The organism is Pseudomonas sp. GNP012, assembly GCF_054343835.1.
In genome coordinates, this window is sequence record NZ_JBTGUU010000001.1 from 1663244 (window position 1) to 1681046 (window position 17803).

At 61.4% G+C, this 17803-nt stretch carries 17 protein-coding genes; 3 read left to right on the plus strand and 14 right to left on the minus strand.

All coding sequences use genetic code 11. From position 1 onward, the window contains the following. Positions 1–22: 22 nt before the first annotated feature. The 7 genes from ACXX83_RS07530 to potE all read right to left on the minus strand — a co-directional run bounded on the left by ACXX83_RS07530 (position 23) and on the right by potE (position 8702). Positions 23–697 (minus strand): DUF3313 domain-containing protein, encoded by a 675-nt coding sequence (locus ACXX83_RS07530; protein ID WP_007978067.1) that lies wholly within the window; start codon positions 695–697, stop codon positions 23–25. Between the two features lie 50 nt (positions 698–747). Further along, positions 748–2016, minus strand: coding sequence for an OmpP1/FadL family transporter (locus ACXX83_RS07535; RefSeq protein ID WP_458548001.1), 1269 nt, complete (start codon positions 2014–2016; stop codon positions 748–750). Positions 2017–2085: 69 nt separating this feature from the next. Continuing rightward, complete coding sequence (locus tag ACXX83_RS07540; protein ID WP_126045339.1) at positions 2086–3699, minus strand: arylsulfatase; 1614 nt, start codon at positions 3697–3699, stop codon at positions 2086–2088. A 191-nt stretch (positions 3700–3890) separates the two neighbouring features. Continuing rightward, complete coding sequence (locus tag ACXX83_RS07545; RefSeq protein ID WP_015094583.1) at positions 3891–4430, minus strand: HD domain-containing protein; 540 nt, start codon at positions 4428–4430, stop codon at positions 3891–3893. Continuing rightward, a complete protein-coding gene (locus ACXX83_RS07550; protein ID WP_015094584.1) occupies positions 4430–4831 on the minus strand; it encodes a hypothetical protein in 402 nt (133 codons plus the stop codon). The genes ACXX83_RS07545 and ACXX83_RS07550 overlap by 1 nt, the downstream gene beginning before the upstream one ends. 179 nt (positions 4832–5010) lie before the next feature. Beyond that, complete coding sequence (locus ACXX83_RS07555) at positions 5011–7296, minus strand: Orn/Lys/Arg family decarboxylase (RefSeq protein ID WP_217837937.1); 2286 nt, start codon at positions 7294–7296, stop codon at positions 5011–5013. Continuing rightward, on the minus strand, positions 7293–8702 hold the full coding sequence (gene potE, locus ACXX83_RS07560; protein ID WP_217837938.1) for a putrescine-ornithine antiporter: 1410 nt from the start codon (positions 8700–8702) through the stop codon (positions 7293–7295). The genes ACXX83_RS07555 and potE overlap by 4 nt, the downstream gene beginning before the upstream one ends. Positions 8703–8885: 183 nt before the next feature. Here potE and ACXX83_RS07565 point away from each other — a divergent pair, with 183 nt between their 5' ends. Together ACXX83_RS07565 and ACXX83_RS07570 are read left to right on the plus strand one after the other, a co-directional pair. Next, positions 8886–9215 (plus strand): hypothetical protein, encoded by a 330-nt coding sequence (locus tag ACXX83_RS07565; RefSeq protein WP_015094587.1) that lies wholly within the window; start codon positions 8886–8888, stop codon positions 9213–9215. 124 nt (positions 9216–9339) lie between these two features. Further along, complete coding sequence (locus ACXX83_RS07570; protein ID WP_126045343.1) at positions 9340–9756, plus strand: organic hydroperoxide resistance protein; 417 nt, start codon at positions 9340–9342, stop codon at positions 9754–9756. Positions 9757–10018: 262 nt separating this feature from the next. Here the strand turns inward: ACXX83_RS07570 and ACXX83_RS07575 are convergent, their stop codons facing one another. The 5 genes from ACXX83_RS07575 to ACXX83_RS07595 all read right to left on the minus strand — a co-directional run bounded on the left by ACXX83_RS07575 (position 10019) and on the right by ACXX83_RS07595 (position 14005). Further along, positions 10019–10528, minus strand: a complete 510-nt coding sequence (locus tag ACXX83_RS07575) for a copper chaperone PCu(A)C (protein WP_102675476.1) — start codon at positions 10526–10528, stop codon at positions 10019–10021. 1 nt (position 10529) lies between these two features. Further along, entirely contained in the window at positions 10530–11135 is a 606-nt protein-coding gene (locus ACXX83_RS07580) for an SCO family protein (protein ID WP_015094590.1), read from the minus strand. 179 nt (positions 11136–11314) lie between these two features. After that, positions 11315–12199: a ChaN family lipoprotein gene (locus ACXX83_RS07585; RefSeq protein WP_458548002.1), complete on the minus strand. Its 885-nt coding sequence runs from the start codon at positions 12197–12199 to the stop codon at positions 11315–11317. A 55-nt stretch (positions 12200–12254) separates the two neighbouring features. Further along, a complete protein-coding gene (locus ACXX83_RS07590) occupies positions 12255–13022 on the minus strand; it encodes a heme ABC transporter ATP-binding protein (protein WP_458548003.1) in 768 nt (255 codons plus the stop codon). Next, complete coding sequence (locus ACXX83_RS07595) at positions 13022–14005, minus strand: FecCD family ABC transporter permease (protein WP_458550167.1); 984 nt, start codon at positions 14003–14005, stop codon at positions 13022–13024. Before ACXX83_RS07595 ends, ACXX83_RS07590 begins: the two co-directional genes overlap by 1 nt. A 376-nt stretch (positions 14006–14381) precedes the next feature. Here ACXX83_RS07595 and metE point away from each other — a divergent pair, with 376 nt between their 5' ends. Next, positions 14382–16670, plus strand: coding sequence for a 5-methyltetrahydropteroyltriglutamate--homocysteine S-methyltransferase (metE, locus tag ACXX83_RS07600; protein ID WP_458548004.1), 2289 nt, complete (start codon positions 14382–14384; stop codon positions 16668–16670). A 232-nt stretch (positions 16671–16902) separates the two neighbouring features. Here metE and ACXX83_RS07605 read toward each other — a convergent pair whose 3' ends face one another. Both ACXX83_RS07605 and ACXX83_RS07610 read right to left on the minus strand, forming a co-directional pair. Next, positions 16903–17574 carry a class I SAM-dependent methyltransferase gene (locus ACXX83_RS07605; RefSeq protein WP_458548005.1) on the minus strand — a complete coding sequence of 224 codons (672 nt, stop codon included), beginning with the start codon at positions 17572–17574 and terminating at the stop codon, positions 16903–16905. 14 nt (positions 17575–17588) lie between these two features. Further along, entirely contained in the window at positions 17589–17801 is a 213-nt protein-coding gene (locus ACXX83_RS07610; protein ID WP_217837944.1) for a DUF4287 domain-containing protein, read from the minus strand. Between the last annotated feature and the right edge of the window lie 2 nt (positions 17802–17803).

The following is a 17803-nucleotide window of genomic DNA, read 5'->3' on the forward strand; positions in this document are numbered from 1 at the left end:
CGCTCGCCACAAGGGCGGGGTGTTACTTGAGGAACGCCTGGAAGTCGGTACCCAGTTTGTCGATCGCCGCCTTGAAGTCCTTGGCGGTAATCTTCTGGCTTTCATTTTCCAGGGTAGTGCCAAACACCTTGCGCACCACTTTGGCCACGGTCTGATTGCTCTTGGCGTCGATGAACTCGGCTTCGATGAACAAGGTGGTGTCCTGGTCACGGTGACCGGTGGCTGCCTGGGTTGCCCCGACTACGGCCGCGATGGGGACCACTTCATACCACTTCATGCCTTCGTTCTCGGCGTTCACCCCGGTAATCGCCGCACGCATGATCAGGGGCCGGGAACCCGCCGGAGCCGCTGAGGAGTTCGACACTACGCGGTACCGCTGACCCAGCGTGGCCTTGGCCTTGTTGGTCATGTAGTTCTGAATGTCGGTCAGCGTCTGCTGGTTGACCCGCTCATCGGGTTTGGGCGCCGGGTACAGCTCCAGCTTGTTGAACACCACGGTGTCATACGCATTCGGGTTCCACGAAGGGCTGACCCAGCGCATCGCGGTGCCGCCGCTCGGCGTTTCGACTTCCTGCAGGTTGTTGTAGTTGGACAGGAAGCCTGAGTACTGTTCCTTCTCAGTCACTTTCGAGGTGCAGCCGCCTAGCAACAGACTTGCCAGCGCAGCGCCGACCAGCAGTTTTCGGGACAGATTCATAGTGGTGTCTACTCCTTGGATAAAATCGTCGTTCTTTCGTTTACAAGACATCAAAATCGCCAGGTCATATTCCCGCTCAGGGCTTGAATCCAGGCATTGTCGAATTCACCGGAAATCTGATTGCCGGATACGGACTTGGTCTGGTCAACCGGCATGTCGCCGAGCCAGACCATGGCCCAACTGACGTTGATATCGGTGTCCTTGTTCAGAGCATAGGTGGCCCCTGTCGCAAGGCGCCAGGATTCGTTCATCGGCACGATCACACTGCGGTTGCCGTCCGACACGGCGCTGCTGTCGTACGCCACGCCGACGTTCCACAGCCATTGCTCGGTGGCCTGGTATTGCGCCCCCAGGGACAGGTGCCAGGTGTCCTTGAAACCGGCGTCGACCGTTGTCGATTGCGCACCGACCGCGGTGGTGTCGACCTGTACCCCGATGTCACCGAATTCCGACCAGTCCTGCCAGTTGACCGAGGCCAGCAAGGCCCATTGCCGGTCCAGTTGCTGGAACAGGCTCAGGGTGACGGTTTGCGGCACCTTCACATCGAGTTCGGTTTTGGTGTTGTTGACGCGCTCGAGCAGTCGGCCATCGCCATTCACGTCCAGCCGGTCCTCGAAGTCCAGGTCGACCTGGCTGGTGTAGGTCAGTCCAATGCGCGTGCCGGCTTGCGGGGCGTAGATCACGCCGACATTCGCCCCGAAGCCCCAATCCTGGTCCTTGTACTTGAATTGGCCGTCGGTGCGGTCGGTAAAGCCGAACGGCGAGCGGTCAATCGCGGTCTGGGCTTGCAGCATGCCGTACATGGCCTTGACGCCCAGACCCACCGACCACTGCTCGTTGAAGCGATAGGCCACGCTCGGTACCAGCGACAGGCCGAGCAGGCTGGCGTTTTGCGAGAAGTAGCGTCCGGACCAATCGTTGTCATAGTTGACTGCCAATCCGAAGTCGCCGTACTGGCCGAAACCGACGCTCCAGTGCTCGTCCAGTTCATGGCTGATGAAAAAACTGCCGCCGGGAATCGGGTCGAGGGCGTTGCCACTGCCGCTGCCCGGGGTATTGGTGCCGGCGTCGCGGTCGAAGCTCAGATCGCCGTACAGCACCTGCAAGCCGGCGGTGATTTGCGTGCCTGGCAGGTAGCTCATGCCCGCCGGATTGCTGGCGATGGTCGAGGGGCCTTGGGCGCGGGCAGCGGCACCGGCGTTGGCCAGGCCAGCGTTATCGGTGCCGATTTCGTAAAGCATGATGCCGCCGGCCCAGGCTTGCTGGCAGCACAGGGCGAGTAGTGCGGATGCAGATCGGGCAAGTGTTCTGGTCGGCATGTATCTACCTCAGCAAATGTCCATTTCGAACACGGGTGGACGGTATCAGCCACCCGTGGATTCGGCTGTTTACTTGGCCATCTCGGCCCGCGCTGCTGCGATCTTGGCTTTCACCGAGTCAAGGTTGAAGCTCGCACCTTTTTGCATCGGCGGGAACTCGATCGCTGTTTCAGCCAGTTTGGCGACTTGTTGCTGCACGAATACGAAGCGCCAGAACTGGTACTTGAACCAGTCGAAGTATTGTTGCGAACCCTGCGCGGCCTGATTTTCCGGCCAACCCATGCGCTCGAACGGGTCGAGCCGAAGATTGGTCAGGATCGGCACGTCCACAGCAACTTTAGCCCCCATCCATCCACCCGGCTGATCAATGAAGCGATATTTGTAATCGTCTATTCGCACTGCACCCAGGGCACTCTCTCCAAAGTAGAAGATTTCATGCCGGTTCGACGGGCCTTTGCCAGTGATCATTGGTGTTTGATCATAGCCGTCCAGGTGAACTTTGTAGGTGGTATCACCCAATTGTTTGCCCTTGAGCAGTTCCGCCGAGATGTTCGGGTTACCCGCCGCTGCGACCAGGGTCGGGAACCAGTCCAGGCCGGACATGATGCCGTTGGCGACCTGGTTGGCCGGTACCTTGCCCGGCCAGCGAATGATTGCCGGTACCCGGAAGCCACCTTCCATGACCGTGCCTTTGCCCATGGCGAACGGGGTGGTGCCGCCGTCCGGCCAGGTGAAGTTTTCCGCACCATTGTCGGTGGTGAAAATGACGATGGTGTTGTCGTCCATGCCGTCTTTTTTCAGCTTCGCCAGCACGTCGCCAACGATGTCATCGAGCTGCGCCATGCCGGCTTCCTGTTCCGACCAGCCATTCTGCGAGGTGCGCATGGCTTCGTACTTGTCGGACAGGTGGGTGACAATGTGCATGCGGGTCGGGTTGAGCCAGACGAAGAAGGGTTTGTTGTCCTGCTTGGCCTTGTCGATGAACGTGAAGGCCTTGTCGCGAATTTCGTCGTCGACGGTTTTCATCCGCTCCGGATAGAGCGTGCCGGCATCTTCGATTTTCTGCTTGCCGACCTTGCCCCAGCGCGGCATCACGGTCGTGTCATCGGTGGTGGTGGCCCAGCTGTGGACCATGTTGCGCGGGCCAACGGTGGCGAGCAGTTCTTGCGGATAGTTGGGGTGCGCCGGGTCTTCCATGGCGTCGAGGTGGTAGAGGTAGCCGAAGAATTCGTCGAAGCCATGCACGGTGGGCAGGAACTCGTTCAGGTCGCCCAAGTGATTCTTGCCGAACTGGCCGGTGGCATACCCCATGGCCTTGAGCGCGGTCGCGATGGTGACGGCTTCGGCGGGAATACCCACGGGCGAACCGGCCTGGCCGACGGTGGTCATGCCGGTGCGAATCGGCAGTTCGCCGGTGATGAAATTGGCGCGCCCGGCCGTGCAACTGGCCTCGGCGTAATAGTCGGTGAAGCGCATGCCTTCAGCGGCGAGCTGGTCGAGGTTGGGTGTTCTGCCAGCCATCATGCCCTGGTTGTAGACGCCGATATTCGACCAGCCGATATCGTCGCCCATGATCACCAGGATGTTGGGGGCCTTGTCGGCGGCCAGGGTCAGGCCGGGAATCGCCATTGCGGACAGCAACAGCGGTACCGCAAACATCGAGGATAAGGTTGTCCGGTTCATGTAGAGCTCCTGCGTACTTGCGTGAGTACTTCGAGACGAGCCCCCAACCGTCATTGAAATTAGTATTCCCCCGCCAAGAGCGTAGGTTTGAATTACAAAATATCCAGTAGTGGATAGTCAGAAAGTGAGTGCTTCAGGGCGTTTGCCAGAAATGACCGTTCGCAAAAGCGCTTGGCTGACAGACGCCTGTTTCACCAGCGAAACATGGGCAGCGGCCGCAGCGGCGAGCGGAGCAATTGGCGGGCTGAAAGCTTCATCAGCATCGAGTGAAAACCGTGATCGGGAAAGGTCGATTGCACGGTTTTGATGAAGCGTCGGGGCAGGCCGAAGCGGACCAGGCCCAGGGACACATCCACCAGATCGGCCCGGCGGAAGGGTTCGACGCTGTCGGCACAGGCGCCGCGATACCGGCGCAGCTTGTGGTGCTCGAGTATCAACGCACTGACTTCATCTTTGAGTTGCGGGCGTTGTCGGCTGTCGAGATATTCAGTGGCCAGTGCAATGGACGGCGGCAGGTAGTCAAGGGTGTCATCGGTCCAGATACCCAGGTCATGAAACGCCGCTGCGATCTGTACGGCATCCGAGGGCAAGCCTTCGGTACCGCTGAGGGCCGCATGGAAATTCAGCACCCGGTAAATGTGGTTGCGGTAGCCCTGCAAGTCGGCGCCGATGGCCAGGGCGAACGAGGTGAGAATCTCGTCGGTGAGGGGGAATTCGAGAATGGGCTTCATCAGGCGTCACGCAACAGGTCGTTGGCATTGAGCAGCTCGTAGGCAATCTCCGGGCGCTTTTCCATGGCTCGGCGAATGGCGGCCGGGATGTTGGCGCGGGTCTTGCGGCACAGCCCCGGCAGTTCGCCGATCTGGATGCCGATGCCGCGCATGGTGCGCACCTCATTGAACCCGGGGGCGATGTCCACGCGGATGCCCAACTGTTCGAGCATACGCCGTTGCAGGTGCTCCAGATCGCTCAGGCTCTGCAGATTCTCCAGGCGTTCGATCAGGCGTTTTTCTTCGTTGCGGGTCAGAAACAGAATGCGCAGGTCGGCCCCCGGTGTTTCCAGCAGCGGGTCACGCCCGCAGTCGCAGGCGCCGGGCGGGCAGGGTGAGCGAATTGGAGCGGTGGTGGTCATGGGGATCAATCATAGAGCGCGGCGATTGAGTTTGCCCATAGGGATTTTACGGAGTATGCAAGCAATGTGGGAGCGAGCCTGCTCGCGAAAGCGGAGTGTCAGTCGCCATCTCAGGTGACTGTCAGTCCGTCTTCGCGAGCAGGCTCGCTCCCACAGGTTTACGGTGAGTCTCGCTTACCTCACTTCAGTACCAGCATCCGGTAAACGCCATCCTCAACCTCGATCCCATGGGTGTCATGGGTGAAGCCTGGGAAGGATTTGTCGAAGGCTTCCAGTGCCTTGAGATACGCCAGCAGCGGACCGTCCGCGGGGCCTGCGTTCTCGCCTGGCATGAGCAACGGGATACCTGGCGGGTACGGCACGATACCGGTGGCGGCAAGGCGTCCGGCGGCTTGCTCGAGGGTGACCAGTTCGATGTCGTTGCGCACCAGTTTCTCGTAAGCCTCCACCGGGCTGAATTCGGCTTTAGGCAAGGTTCCGAAGGCCTGGGACATGTTGGCGGTGGTCTTGTGTTTCTTCATGGCGGCGAAGATTTCGTCGGCCAGATCCTTGAGGCCCATGCCGGCATAGCGTCGCTGGTTGGCGTTGTACAGGTCGGGCAGGCACAGCTCCAGCTCGGCGTTGTCGTCGTAGTCGCGCTTGAAGTCGAGCAGGGCGTTGAGCAGCGTGCCCCACTTGCCTTTGGTGATACCGATGGAGAACAGGAACAGGATGGTGAAGTCGGTGGTTTTCTCGACCACGATACCCTGGCGCCCCAGGTACGCGGTGATCACACAGGCCGGGATACCGGAGGCGAGCAGGTTGCCGTCGTCGCCCATGCCCGGGGCAAGTACCGACACCTTGATCGGGTCGAGCATGCAGTAGCCGTCTTCGATGTCACCGAAACCGTGCCATACCGCGTTCGGGTGCAGGACCCAGCAGTTCGGGTCGGTTTTGAGCGTAGCCGGATCGACCTCATGGAAGGGCACGGTCGCGGCGCCCACCTGTACGGTCGGCGGCTGCCAGCAAGTGAAGAACCAGTCGTCCTTGCTCAGCATCTCGTTGTGCATGCGCGAGAGAACCTGGCGGAAGCTGATGGCTTCTTCGATCGACTCGCTGGTGAGGATCTGCCCGCTCGGTGCTTCCATCATGGCCGAGCTGACGTCGCAGGACGCCATGATCGCGTAGTTCGGCGAGGTCGAGGCGTGCATCATGTATGACTCGTTGAAGCGCGCATGTTCAATCGGGTTACGGCCGTCGCGCACGTGGATCATCGAGGCCTGGGACAGGGCGGCCAGCAACTTGTGGGTCGACTGGGTGGCGAACACGGTCGGCTTGGACTTGTCGTGATCGGCCGGATTGCCGTGCATGGCATGGCGTCCGCTGTACAGCGGGTTGAAGCGCGCATAACCGTACCAGGCTTCGTCGAAGTGCAGGCGGTCGACGCTTTCGCCCAGCAACTCTTCGACGCGGGTGACGTTGTAGGTCAGGCCGTCGTAGGTCGAGTTGGTGACAATGGCGTGCACCGGCGTCGGGTCGATGCCTTTCTTGACCAGCGGGTTGTTGGCGATGGCGGCTTTCACGCCTTCGGCGCTCAGGGTCTGCGGCAGGATCGGGCCGATGATGCCGTAGCGGTTGCGGGTCGGCACCAGGTAGGTCGGAATCGCCCCGGACAGGGTCATCGCATGCTCGGCGGACTTGTGGCAATTGCGGTCGCACAGGGCGATCTGGTTGCGCGTGACGCTGGCCATGAGAATGACGCGGTTGGACATCGACGAACCGTTGGTCACGTAGTACGTGCGGTGTGCGCCGAAGACCTTGGCGGCATAACGTTCGCCCTGGCCGATGGGGCCGCTGTGATCGAGCAAGGAGCCCAGTTCGCCGACCGAGATCGACAGGTCGGAACGCAGCAGGTTTTCACCGAAGAACTCGTAGAAGGCGCGCCCGGCAGTGCTCTTGAGAAACGCGGTGCCGCCGGCATGGCCTGGGGTGTGCCAGGAGTATTCATAGGTGCGGGCAAACTTCACCAGCGCGCCGAACATCGGCGGCAAGGCCGCCTGACGATAGCGTTCGATGGCGGCCAGGATGCGCCCGCTGAGGAAACCGGTGGTGTCTTCAGGCAGCCAGATGAAGTCGTCGGCGTGTTGCATGACCAGCAACGGAATGCTCGACGCGGTGGTACGGTCACTGATCAGGAACACCGGAACGCGGGTGTTGCGCTCGCGCAGTTTGACCAGCAGCTTGATGCAGTCGGCGTGGCCTTCGCTGGTGTCCATTTCCCAGCGGATGAGCACGCACTGAACGGCAGGGTCCGACCGCAGGATCGATGCGGCGTCCGAGAGGCTTTCCGAAGCCAGAACACTGACGCCACGTCCCTCTACATCGTTGACCAGATGATCCAGGGCACGGCCAAACACCGTTCGTTTGTCCGGTGGGCTGCTGACCAGTAGTGCCAGCATGCCCAGCGAGTGTTTATAGTCCGTCATGCTTGAATCTCCAGAGTGGCTTTATTCAGATTGTTCACCGGCACTGGCTCGGCAGTGAGGTGCTGCGCGCTGACGGTTTGCGTCGGTACGCTGTTGTTGAGTGCTTCGAGGCGAATCAGGCGGTTGTTGACGAAGCCGAACAGGGTGTAGCCGAAGATCGTGGCGACGCCACCGAGCATCAGGGCCTGCTCACCGGAACTGTACAGCGCCAGGTAGCTGTAGGCCGCCGCGATCAGCGCAATGACGTTGGTGGCCAGGGCCTTGCCTTCCGGCACGTTGGAGACTTTCTGCATGGTCATCAGCGCGGCCATGGACAGGATGTACGGCACCAGGTTGGTCACTACGGCGAGGTTGACCAGGGTGTCGAACTGCTTGCTAAGGTCGGGACTGATGGTGAGCAGGGCCAGTGCGGTCTGTGCGGCGAGCAGCACCAGCATGCCGACAATCGGGGTGCCCGCCTTGTTGGCCTTGGCGAAGATCGACAGGAAGTAACCGGTGTCTGCCGAGCTTTTGTACACCTGAGCGATGGTGAACTGCCAACCCAGCAAAGAGCCGATGCAGGCAAGCACCATGGCCGCCATCACGATGTCACCGATCATCGGGGTGAACATCTTGGCGAACACCAGGCCGAACGGCGCGGTGGACGCGACCAGTTCTTCGTTGCCGACGATGCCGAAGATGACGTTGGTGGAGACGATGTAGATCACCGCCGCACCCAGGGTGCCGCCCAGCACGGCAATCGGTACGTTGCGCTCAGGGTTTTCCACCGCGTCGGTGTTGGCGCAAGCCGATTCCAGGCCAAGGAAGGCCCACAGGGTGATCGCCACCGAGGCACCGGCCGCTTCGAACCAGCCTTTGTCATGAGGGTTCCAGCCAGCGGCGTAGACGCTGCTGTCGAAATAGAACCAGCCCACCGTGGACACCAGCACCACCGGTGCAATCACCCCCCAGACGGTGATCGCGCCGATCCGGCCGGTAATGCTCGCGCCGCCAAAGTTGGCGAAGGTGGTGATCCACAACAAGGCAATGGTCGCGAGACCGACTTGCAGTGAATCAAGTTTTATTCCGAACAGCGTCTGTATATAGCCGACCGCGGTAATACTGATCGCCACGTTGGCAATCAACAGTGAGAGGCCGTAGGTGTAGTTGGTGATGTAGTTACCGGCTTTACCGAACGTGTATTCGGCATAGCCGCCCATGCCGCCGGTCTTGCGGCTGAGCATCCCGCATCGCGCAAAGGCGTAGGCCAGAGCCAGGGAGCCGGTGGCCGTCACCAGCCAGGAAAGAATCGAAATTGCACCGACTTCCGCTAGTTTCGTCGGTAGTAGCACAATGCCTGAGCCCAACATGTTGACTGCGGTCAACATTGTCAGTTGCCCCACACTCATTTTTTTTGCGACTGACATTCCGTTGCCTCACTTAGTTGGCGATTGAGAGTCTTAGCTATAGCAAAGGATTGAAAACTCGCAAGAAATGGCCTTGGCCATCTCGTTTTTTGCACTCATTTGCAAAAAAGGCACGATGCTGGCCCCCAAGTTTAAAAATCCCCCGCAAAATTACTTCATTTTCAACTAGTTAGATAGGTCAAGATGCGCAAGATATGGATCGCGTTAATTCCGCTAGTTGTTGCGGGTATCAGCAATTCGACGCAAGCCAAAGAACTGGCCACCCAGGATCAATACATGTGCAGTTGGGGCGCGGGCACTGCTGCAAGGGCACAGGAACTAAAGCTTTCAGGGGTTTCTTTGTACGCCGCGCGGCAGAAAATCCAGGCCTACAAGTTCTCCAAAACATGGATGCGCATGATGGCACTTGGTATTACAGAGCAAACTTATGACAGTTCGTCGCGATTGAAGCCGACTGCCGTGCGGCAAAGCTTTTATGAGGACTGCGTCAGGTACAAGTTGGCGCGCAAATAATGAAGAAGCGGGCGCCGGTCGGATCGACTGCAGGGCGGGCCGGTGACGTCTATATTGATTGACCATCCCGGCGATCGAATGGGGTGTTAATACCGGTTTTCTACAACTTAATCAGGAGGTCAGCATGAACCAGATCGATAAAGTGTTGTACACCGCCCAGACCCACACCACCGGCGGGCGTGACGGCGCCTCCCGCAGTTCCGACGGCATCCTCGATGTGAAGCTTTCTTCGCCAGGTGCGGGCGGTGGCGGTACTAACCCCGAGCAATTGTTCGCTGCCGGGTGGTCAGCCTGCTTTATCGGCGCCATGCAAGTGGCAGCCAGGGAAATGAAAGTGACGTTGCCCAAGGATGTGGCTGTCGATGCGGAAGTCGACCTGGGCACGAATGAAGGCGGCTACCTGCTTCAGGCTCGGCTCAATGTCAGCCTGCCGGGGCTGGACCGTGAGACCGCACAGAAAATCGTCGACACCGGGCACCAGTACTGCCCGTACTCGAAAGCCACGCGCAACAACATCAACGTCGTGCTCAAGCTCGTTTGAGTTGACGTGAAAAGCTCGCCGCCAACAATGACCTGACCCAGGGTGAGCCGAGGGCATTGAAATTGTCGGTGACGGTGGATTTCCACGGGATGTTTTTTGGGCAACTCCTGTGGGAGCGAGCTTGCTCGCGATGGCGGCGTACCATTCAACATCAATGTTGACTGACCCGCCGTAAATCGCGAGCAAGCTCGCTCCCACAGGTACTGTGTTTTACCTGAACTGCAATGTGCGATCTTTTTGACGTTGCGGCGCTACGGGAAAATCAATTCATCTTGCTGTGATCATGCGCCATGTTGCCGTGATCCATGGTACCAATCGCCTTGGCGACGGCCTCAACCTGGATCGACTCTTTCTCGCCCTTGGCGTCTTCGACGGTCAGGGTCAGCGGCACCTTGTCGCCTTCCTTGATCTGGCCCGTCAGGTTCATGAGCATGATGTGGTAGCCATTGGGATCCAGGCTCACCGCTTTACCGGCCGGCAGTGCCACGGCGTCCACCTGCTGCATTTTCATCACGTCGTCTTTCATGCTCATTGCATGAATCTGCACCAGACCTGCCACCGGCGTTTGCACGCTCAACAGTTTGCTGTCGCTGCTCGCGGTGACCGTCATGAAGGCGCCGCTCGATGGCTGGCCGGCTACGGTGGCGCGGACCCAGGCGTCGTCGACCCGGGTTTGTGCCGACACCTGAAAGGCCAGGCCGACCAGGGACAAGCCCAGTGCCAGTTGCTTGCAACGTTGCGCGAAACGGTTCTTAGCCTGCGGGGCATTCATATCAGCAAACCTCCATCACGGTGAGCAGGTCCTCTGCGCACTCTTTGGCCGTCAGGGACGCGGACAGCCCCAGGCGCAGATTGCCCCGGGAGTCGAAGACATAACTGGTCGCGGTATGGGAGAGGGTATAGGTATCGCCGCTCGGGACTTTTTCAAAGAACACGCCGAATTCCTTGGCGGTGGCGGCGGTTTGTTCCAGGGTGCCGTACAGCGCTTCGAAACTCGGGTCGAAAGCCTTGACGTATTTGTCGAGCAGTTCTGGCGTGTCGCGCTCCGGGTCAAGGGTGATGAAGATCACCTGCAACCTTTCGCCATCGCGGCCCATCAGTTTTTTGGCCTGGGCGGCACGGGCCAGCGTGGTGGGGCACACGGCCGGGCACTGGGTGAAACCGAAGAACACCATCGGCATCAGGCCGCGATAGCTGCCCAGCATCCTGGTTTCGCCCTCGGCGTTCGTGAGCTTGAAGTTACGCCCCATGATCTTGTCGCTGAGGTCTTTGCCGTACTTGAACGACAGCTTGCTGCTGTCGTCGCAACCGGCGAGCAGGCCCAGGCTCAAGAGGCCCATGCCTTGCAGGACAGTTCGGCGGGTATACAAAGTACTCATGGAAAAAAGCATCCTGTTGAACAGGCTGAAACTGACAGCGTGGTGACTGTACAGACGAAAAAACGTGGGGATGTTAACAAACTGTGCCGGTAGCGGCGGGGTGGATACGACCATTGGACCGGCGCAGAGGCGTGACATAGTGTCGCGCCGGAGGTTGAAGGCAAGCCCCCTCACCACAATTAACGACGCAGCTTCGCGCAATGATCCTGTTCCGGCTGTGCGGCCGTGTACCACACGTAATCCGCGCTCTCGGCCGTCACGGTCTTGCCCGCTTCGGCGAGGATCAGCACGGCGTTGCCTTCACCGGCACCGAGGTCTTTCAAGTGCAGCGGCACCCCCAGATCCTTGCGCACATGAAAGGCCCCGGCCAGCAGCAACGCCGGCGTCGGCGCGGCCATCAGGTGCTCGGCCATGCGCCGGTCGCGTTGTTGCTGCACGGCGAGCATGGCCGGCATCTGTGATTCGGGCAGCAGACCGCAATGGGATTGGCGGATGTCGTCGAGCAAGGTCGCCTGCACCTGTCGGGTGGTGGATGCTTCGCCATTCAACTCAGGGCGCTGTCGGTAGATCTGCATGATCTGCGCGCGGTCCAGATTCGCCGCCAGCAGCGGATAGGGTTGACGCAGCGCGTAGGTGACGAGGGCACCATAGACGCTCCAGTCCCAATTGGCCTGCCAGGCCAGCGCCTTGAACGCATCGGCCGGCGGCTGGCCGGCGCGGGTCGCGGCTTGCGCGGCATCGACCTTGGCCTGTTGATCGGGATTGAGCATCTCCATCAGCAGACTGCCCTGGGCACGCTGTGCCGCCAGCTCGCGCAGCAACCACAGTTGCAGGGCGTGGTGGTCCGGGTTGTCGTGCTGTTCACCGACCAGAACCCGCGGCGCAACGGCCAGGCGTTCGACCAGTTCCTGCGGGGTCAACGTGCGACCGCTGGCGAGTTCGCGGATGACACCGAGATCGGCGTGATCGCGCCCTTGCGGGGCAATCGGCGCCGGGGGCGGCGTTACAGAGTGGGTTTGGCAGGCAGCCAACAGGCTGAATGCACACAGCAACAGAAAGCGCATCGGTTTTCCTTGAATAGACAGAAGCCCCCTCGATCAACGAAGGAGAGGGACGGTATCAGCGCGCGATGATCAACGGGTGGCCGCGTTCCGGGTGTTGGTGAATCAGCACCTCCAGGCCATACACCGCAGCCAGCGCCTCGGCGGTCAGCACCTGTGCCGGTGGACCGTAGGCGTGGGGCAGGCCCTGTTGCAACAACAGCAGTTGATCGCAGTAACGTGCGGCCAGATTGAGGTCGTGCAGAATCACCAGCACCGCTGCACCGCGCTCGGCAAAGTCGCGCACGGCTTGCAAAATGGTGTGCTGGTGCAGCGGATCGAGCATCGACGTCGGTTCATCGAGCAGCAGGGTTTGCCCTTCGGCCCCCGGCCAGAGTTGAGCGAGCACCCGCGCCAGATGCACGCGCTGGCGTTCACCGCCGGACAGCGCCAGATAACTGCGCCCGGCAAGATGAAGCGCATCGGCCGCTGAAAGCGCCTCGGCGACGATTTCGCCATCGCGCACGTGGCCGCTGGCGTGAGGCAGGCGCCCCATGCCCACGACTTCATTGACCGAGAACGCAAAGTTCAGGCTCGAACTCTGCGGCAGTACGGCCAGGCGCCTGGCCCGTTCCTGGCCCGGCCAGTCGGCGAGTGGACGCTCGTCGAGGCTGACCCTGCCTTCGCTGGTTGGCAGTTCGCCGCACAAAGCGCCGAGCAGGGTGCTTTTGCCGGCGCCGTTCGGTCCCAGCACGCCGAGCACTTCCCCGGGGCGCAATTGGATATCGATGTTCGCCAGTACCGTGCGGTTGCCACGACGTACCAGCAAGTTGTTTGCCCGCAGCATCAGGAACGCCCTCGTACCAGCAGATAAAGAAAGAACGGCGCGCCGATCAGTGCGGTCACGATGCCGATCGGCAATTCGGCCGGCGCCAACAGCAGGCGCGCGGCCAGATCGGCCAGCAACAGCAGGCTCGCACCGGCGAGCAACGACGCGGGCAGCAATACCCGGTGATCCGGGCCGACCAGCAGGCGCATCAGGTGCGGCACCACCAGGCCGATGAAGCCGATCAGGCCGGCCGCCGCGACGGCCGCACCGACGCCGAGCGCCGTGCACAACACCAGCTCAAGCTTGATGCGCTCGATCTCGAAGCCCAGGTGACGGGCCTCCGACTCGCCCAGCAGCATGGCATTGAGTGCCGCCGCGCGACGTGGCAACCACAGTGCCACACCCAGGGTGACGATCAGCAACGGCCACAGGCGCGGATAGCTGGCGCCGTTGAGGCTGCCCAGGTTCCAGAACGTCAGGGTGCGCAGGGTCGCGTCATCGGCCAGGTAGGTGAACAGACCCACGCCGGCACCGGCCATGGCCGTCATCGCCACACCCGCCAACAGCAGGGTGGCAACGTCGGTTTGCCCGTTGCGGCGGCCGAAGCGATACACCACCGCCGTGACGATCAAGCCACCGGCGAAGGCGCTGACCGACAGCAGATAAGGTTCGATGACCGGTGGCACGCCACCCAGCAGGCTGCCGCCGACGATGGCGAGGGCGGCGCCCAGCGCGGCACCGCCGGACACGCCGACCAGGCCCGGGTCCGCCAAGGGGTTGCGGAACAACCCCTGCATCGCCACGCCGGACAACGCCAGTACCGAGCCCACGGCGATGCCGAGCAGGCTGCGCGGCAGACGGATCTGACCGAGGATCAACTCCGCCTGCTGCGTGTCACCCCCGTCAAGCGGCAACCCCAGCAGGCGCATCCCGGCCAGCAAGGTATCGCCCAGCGGCAGGCTCACCGGGCCAAGGGCCAGGGACAGCCAGAACACCAGCACCAGCAACAGCAGCAAACAGATCAAGGTCGGACGCGGCCGGAAAATGGCCGTCATGGGTTGATCCCGGTGGTCTGCGCTGTGGCGTGCGGGTAGAGCACCGTTGCACAGGCCAGCCGTGTTTTGATACGCATCGCGACTATTCCTTGGTCGATCAGAGAGGGCGGACATCGAAAACTTCGTAGCGGGTGATGATGCCATCGACGCCCGGCTTACGCACACTGGGGACGAGCGCGTTGAACCCGGTGTCCATCCAGCGCCGGTTGCGCAGCGCTACCGATCATGAGAAGAACTTGTGATCATCACGATTAAAATGAGTTTGTCTCACTCTTCGGCACTGTCGACAATGGCCCCATTGAACGCATTGGAGTTATTTGACATGGCTGTGGCCCATTCCCTTGGATTTCCGCGCATTGGTCGCGACCGTGAACTGAAAAAGGCCCAAGAGGCGTTCTGGAAGGGCGAGCTCGATGAAGCCGCTCTGCGCGCCGTTGGCCGTGACCTGCGCAAGACCCACTGGGACTTGCAGAAAAAGGCCGGCATCGAACTGCTGCCGGTTGGCGACTTCGCCTGGTACGACCAGGTCCTGACCCACTCGTTGATGTTCGGTGTGATCCCTGAGCGTTTCCGCCCGCACGATGGCAAGGCCAGCCTGCAGACCCTGTTCGGCATGGCGCGCGGTGTGAGCGACAGCTGCTGCGGCGGCGCCCACGCCCAGGAAATGACCAAGTGGTTCGACACCAACTATCACTACCTGGTCCCGGAATTCAGCGCCGACCAGCAGTTCCAGCTTGGCTGGGATCAACTGTTCGAAGAAGTCGAAGAAGCCCGCGCACTGGGGCATAACGTCAAGCCCGTCATCATCGGCCCGCTGACCTACCTGTGGCTGGGCAAGGCCAAGGGCGCCGGGTTCGACAAGCTCGAATTGCTCGAGCGCCTGCTGCCGCTATACGGCCAGATCTTCCAGCGCCTGGCGGCGCAGGGCGTCGAGTGGGTGCAAATCGACGAGCCGATCCTGGTCCTCGACCTTCCACAAGAATGGAAAAACGCCTTCGAACGCGCCTACAACCTGATCCAGCGCGACCCGCTGAAGAAGCTGGTCGCCACTTACTTCGGTGGCCTGGAAGAGAACCTGGGCCTGGCCGCCAACCTGCCGGTGGATGGCCTGCACATCGATCTGGTGCGTGCGCCTGAACAGTACCCGACCATTCTCGACCGCCTGCCGGCCTATAAAGTGCTGTCGCTGGGTGTGGTCAACGGTCGTAACGTCTGGCGCTGCGACCTGGAAAACGCCCTGGCCACCCTGCAGCACGCTCACGAACGCCTGGGCGATCGCCTGTGGGTCGCGCCGTCCTGCTCGCTGCTGCACAGCCCGGTTGATCTGGGCCGCGAAGACAAGCTCGATGCCGAGCTGAAAAGCTGGCTGGCGTTTGCCGTGCAGAAGTGTGAAGAAGTCGCGCTGCTGGCTCAGGCGGTCAACGAACCCGAGGCGCCGAACGTACTCCAGGCGCTGAGCCAAAGCCGCGCCGTTCAGGCTGCCCGGTCTGCATCGCCACGCATCCACAAGCCGGCTGTTCAGGCGCGTGTGGCTGCGATCACCGCCAGGGACAGCCAGCGTCAATCGCTGTTTGCCCAGCGTATCGCCAAGCAACGCGCCGGCCTGAACCTGCCACTGTTCCCGACCACCACCATTGGTTCGTTCCCGCAAACCGCGTCGATCCGTCTGGCGCGCCAGTCGTTCAAGCAAGGCAAGCTGACCGAGGCCGAATATACCGAAGCGATGCACAGCGAGATCCGCCACGCCGTGCAAGTGCAGGAATGCCTGGGTCTGGACGTGCTGGTGCACGGTGAAGCCGAGCGCAACGACATGGTCGAATACTTCGCCGAGCAACTCGACGGCTATGCGTTCACGCGTTTTGGCTGGGTGCAGAGCTACGGTTCGCGCTGCGTGAAACCGGCGGTGATCTTCGGCGACCTGAGCCGCCCGAAAGCCATGACGGTGGAGTGGATCCGCTACGCCCAAGGCCTCACCGACAAAGTGATGAAGGGCATGCTGACCGGTCCCGTGACCATGCTGATGTGGTCATTCCCGCGCGAAGACGTGACCCGTGAAGTACAGGCCCGTCAGCTGGCCCTGGCCATTCGCGACGAAGTGCTGGACCTGGAAGCCGCCGGGATCAGGATCGTGCAGATCGACGAAGCGGCGTTCCGCGAAGGTTTGCCGTTGCGCCAGGCGCAGTGGCAGCACTACCTGGACTGGGCGACCGAAGTGTTCCGCCTGTGCGCCTCGGGTGTGCGGGACGAAACCCAGATCCACACTCACATGTGCTACAGCGAGTTCAACGATGTGATCGAGTCCATCGCCGCCATGGATGCCGACGTGATCACCATCGAAACCTCGCGCTCGGACATGGAGTTGCTGGAAGCGTTCGAAGCCTTCGCCTACCCGAACGACATCGGCCCCGGCGTGTACGACATCCACTCGCCACGCGTACCGGACTCCTCGGAAATGGCCAACCTGTTGCGCAAGGCCGCCAGGCGCATTCCCGCCGAACGCCTGTGGGTCAACCCGGACTGCGGCCTGAAAACCCGCGGCTGGCCGGAAACCGAAGCGGCACTGGTGCACATGGTCAACGCTGCGCGTCAGTTGCGTAAAGAATGGGCCTGACGCTTTGCTGGATGCACCACTGAAACCTGTGGGAGCGGGCTTGCTCGCGAAGGCGGCATGACAGACACCGGTTTAGTGACTGCCAGTCCGCTTTCGCGAGCAGGCTCGCTCCCACAGTGACCTGGGTAGTTCGCAGATTTTGTGAACAGCCCCTTAACCTGTGGGAGCGAGCCTGCTCGCGATGACGGAGTGTCAGGCAACATCGATGTCGAATGTGCCGGCCTCTTCGCTCCTACCGCCGCGGCTCGGCCACCAGCAGCAACGACTGCGGCACAGGGCTTTGCGGGTGCTGCGGTTCCTGCAAGCCGGCCAGTACAAAACCGGCCATGTCCAGCGCGTTGAGCCAACTGGACAGGGTACGGAAGTACCACGGCATGGGCTGCCACTGGCCCTTGAACCCGGCAAAGGTCTCTTCCCGCCAGCCATCCTGATAGTCGCCTGCCGCAGCGGCCCACGGGTGCAGCGTCTGGATCAGCAGCGCGCCGCCAGGGGCGAGCAGGCTGTTCATGGCGCCGAGCAGGGGGATGATGTCCTGATGCAGAAGGGCGAAGTTGGCGCAGATCAGGTTGTAGTCGCGGCCGATGTCGACGGCTGCCTCTGCCAACTGTTCATAGCTCGCCAGATGCACCGGTGCAGCGCCCGCCGCCCGCGCCGCCGCCACCAGTGTCGCATCGCCATCCACACCGACCGCCTCGATGCCCCGGTCCGTCAGCGCACGCAATAGCCAGCCTTCGCCGCAACCCAGGTCGAGCACCCGTTCGGGCTGACGCCCCAACACCGCCAGCAGGATGGCCTGGTCGGTGACCTTCAGGCGGCTTTCGATGGCGCCCGTGCGGATGGCGTCGATCCAGGCCCGGGCATTGTGGTGCCAGCTGTCGAGGAGGGTGGATTCGGGGGCGGGCATGGCGTTGTCCGGCGCTATTTGGCAGTTGCCAAATGATAGGCAACCAACGCGTTGGCGTGGCCATGACCCATGCCGTGTTCGGTCTTGAGCCAGGCCACCAGCTCCATGTGCTTCTTGTCGCTGAGGGTTTTAAGCAGATCCAGCCAATGGCTGATCGGCTGCCCATACTTCTTCTCGATTGACGGGAAGTACGAAGCCGGTCCTTTGGGTTTTGTCTCTTCGGTCACGA

Coding starts and splice junctions, on each gene's coding strand:
- ACXX83_RS07530 (WP_007978067.1), bottom strand. CDS start 697: ATGAATCTGTCCCGAAAACTGCTGGTCGGCGCTGCGCTGGCAAGTCTG.
- ACXX83_RS07535 (WP_458548001.1), bottom strand. CDS start 2,016: ATGCCGACCAGAACACTTGCCCGATCTGCATCCGCACTACTCGCCCTG.
- ACXX83_RS07540 (WP_126045339.1), bottom strand. CDS start 3,699: ATGAACCGGACAACCTTATCCTCGATGTTTGCGGTACCGCTGTTGCTG.
- ACXX83_RS07545 (WP_015094583.1), bottom strand. CDS start 4,430: ATGAAGCCCATTCTCGAATTCCCCCTCACCGACGAGATTCTCACCTCG.
- ACXX83_RS07550 (WP_015094584.1), bottom strand. CDS start 4,831: ATGACCACCACCGCTCCAATTCGCTCACCCTGCCCGCCCGGCGCCTGC.
- ACXX83_RS07555 (WP_217837937.1), bottom strand. CDS start 7,296: ATGACGGACTATAAACACTCGCTGGGCATGCTGGCACTACTGGTCAGC.
- potE (WP_217837938.1), bottom strand. CDS start 8,702: ATGTCAGTCGCAAAAAAAATGAGTGTGGGGCAACTGACAATGTTGACC.
- ACXX83_RS07565 (WP_015094587.1), top strand. CDS start 8,886: ATGCGCAAGATATGGATCGCGTTAATTCCGCTAGTTGTTGCGGGTATC.
- ACXX83_RS07570 (WP_126045343.1), top strand. CDS start 9,340: ATGAACCAGATCGATAAAGTGTTGTACACCGCCCAGACCCACACCACC.
- ACXX83_RS07575 (WP_102675476.1), bottom strand. CDS start 10,528: ATGAATGCCCCGCAGGCTAAGAACCGTTTCGCGCAACGTTGCAAGCAA.
- ACXX83_RS07580 (WP_015094590.1), bottom strand. CDS start 11,135: ATGAGTACTTTGTATACCCGCCGAACTGTCCTGCAAGGCATGGGCCTC.
- ACXX83_RS07585 (WP_458548002.1), bottom strand. CDS start 12,199: ATGCGCTTTCTGTTGCTGTGTGCATTCAGCCTGTTGGCTGCCTGCCAA.
- ACXX83_RS07590 (WP_458548003.1), bottom strand. CDS start 13,022: ATGCTGCGGGCAAACAACTTGCTGGTACGTCGTGGCAACCGCACGGTA.
- metE (WP_458548004.1), top strand. CDS start 14,382: ATGGCTGTGGCCCATTCCCTTGGATTTCCGCGCATTGGTCGCGACCGT.
- ACXX83_RS07605 (WP_458548005.1), bottom strand. CDS start 17,574: ATGCCCGCCCCCGAATCCACCCTCCTCGACAGCTGGCACCACAATGCC.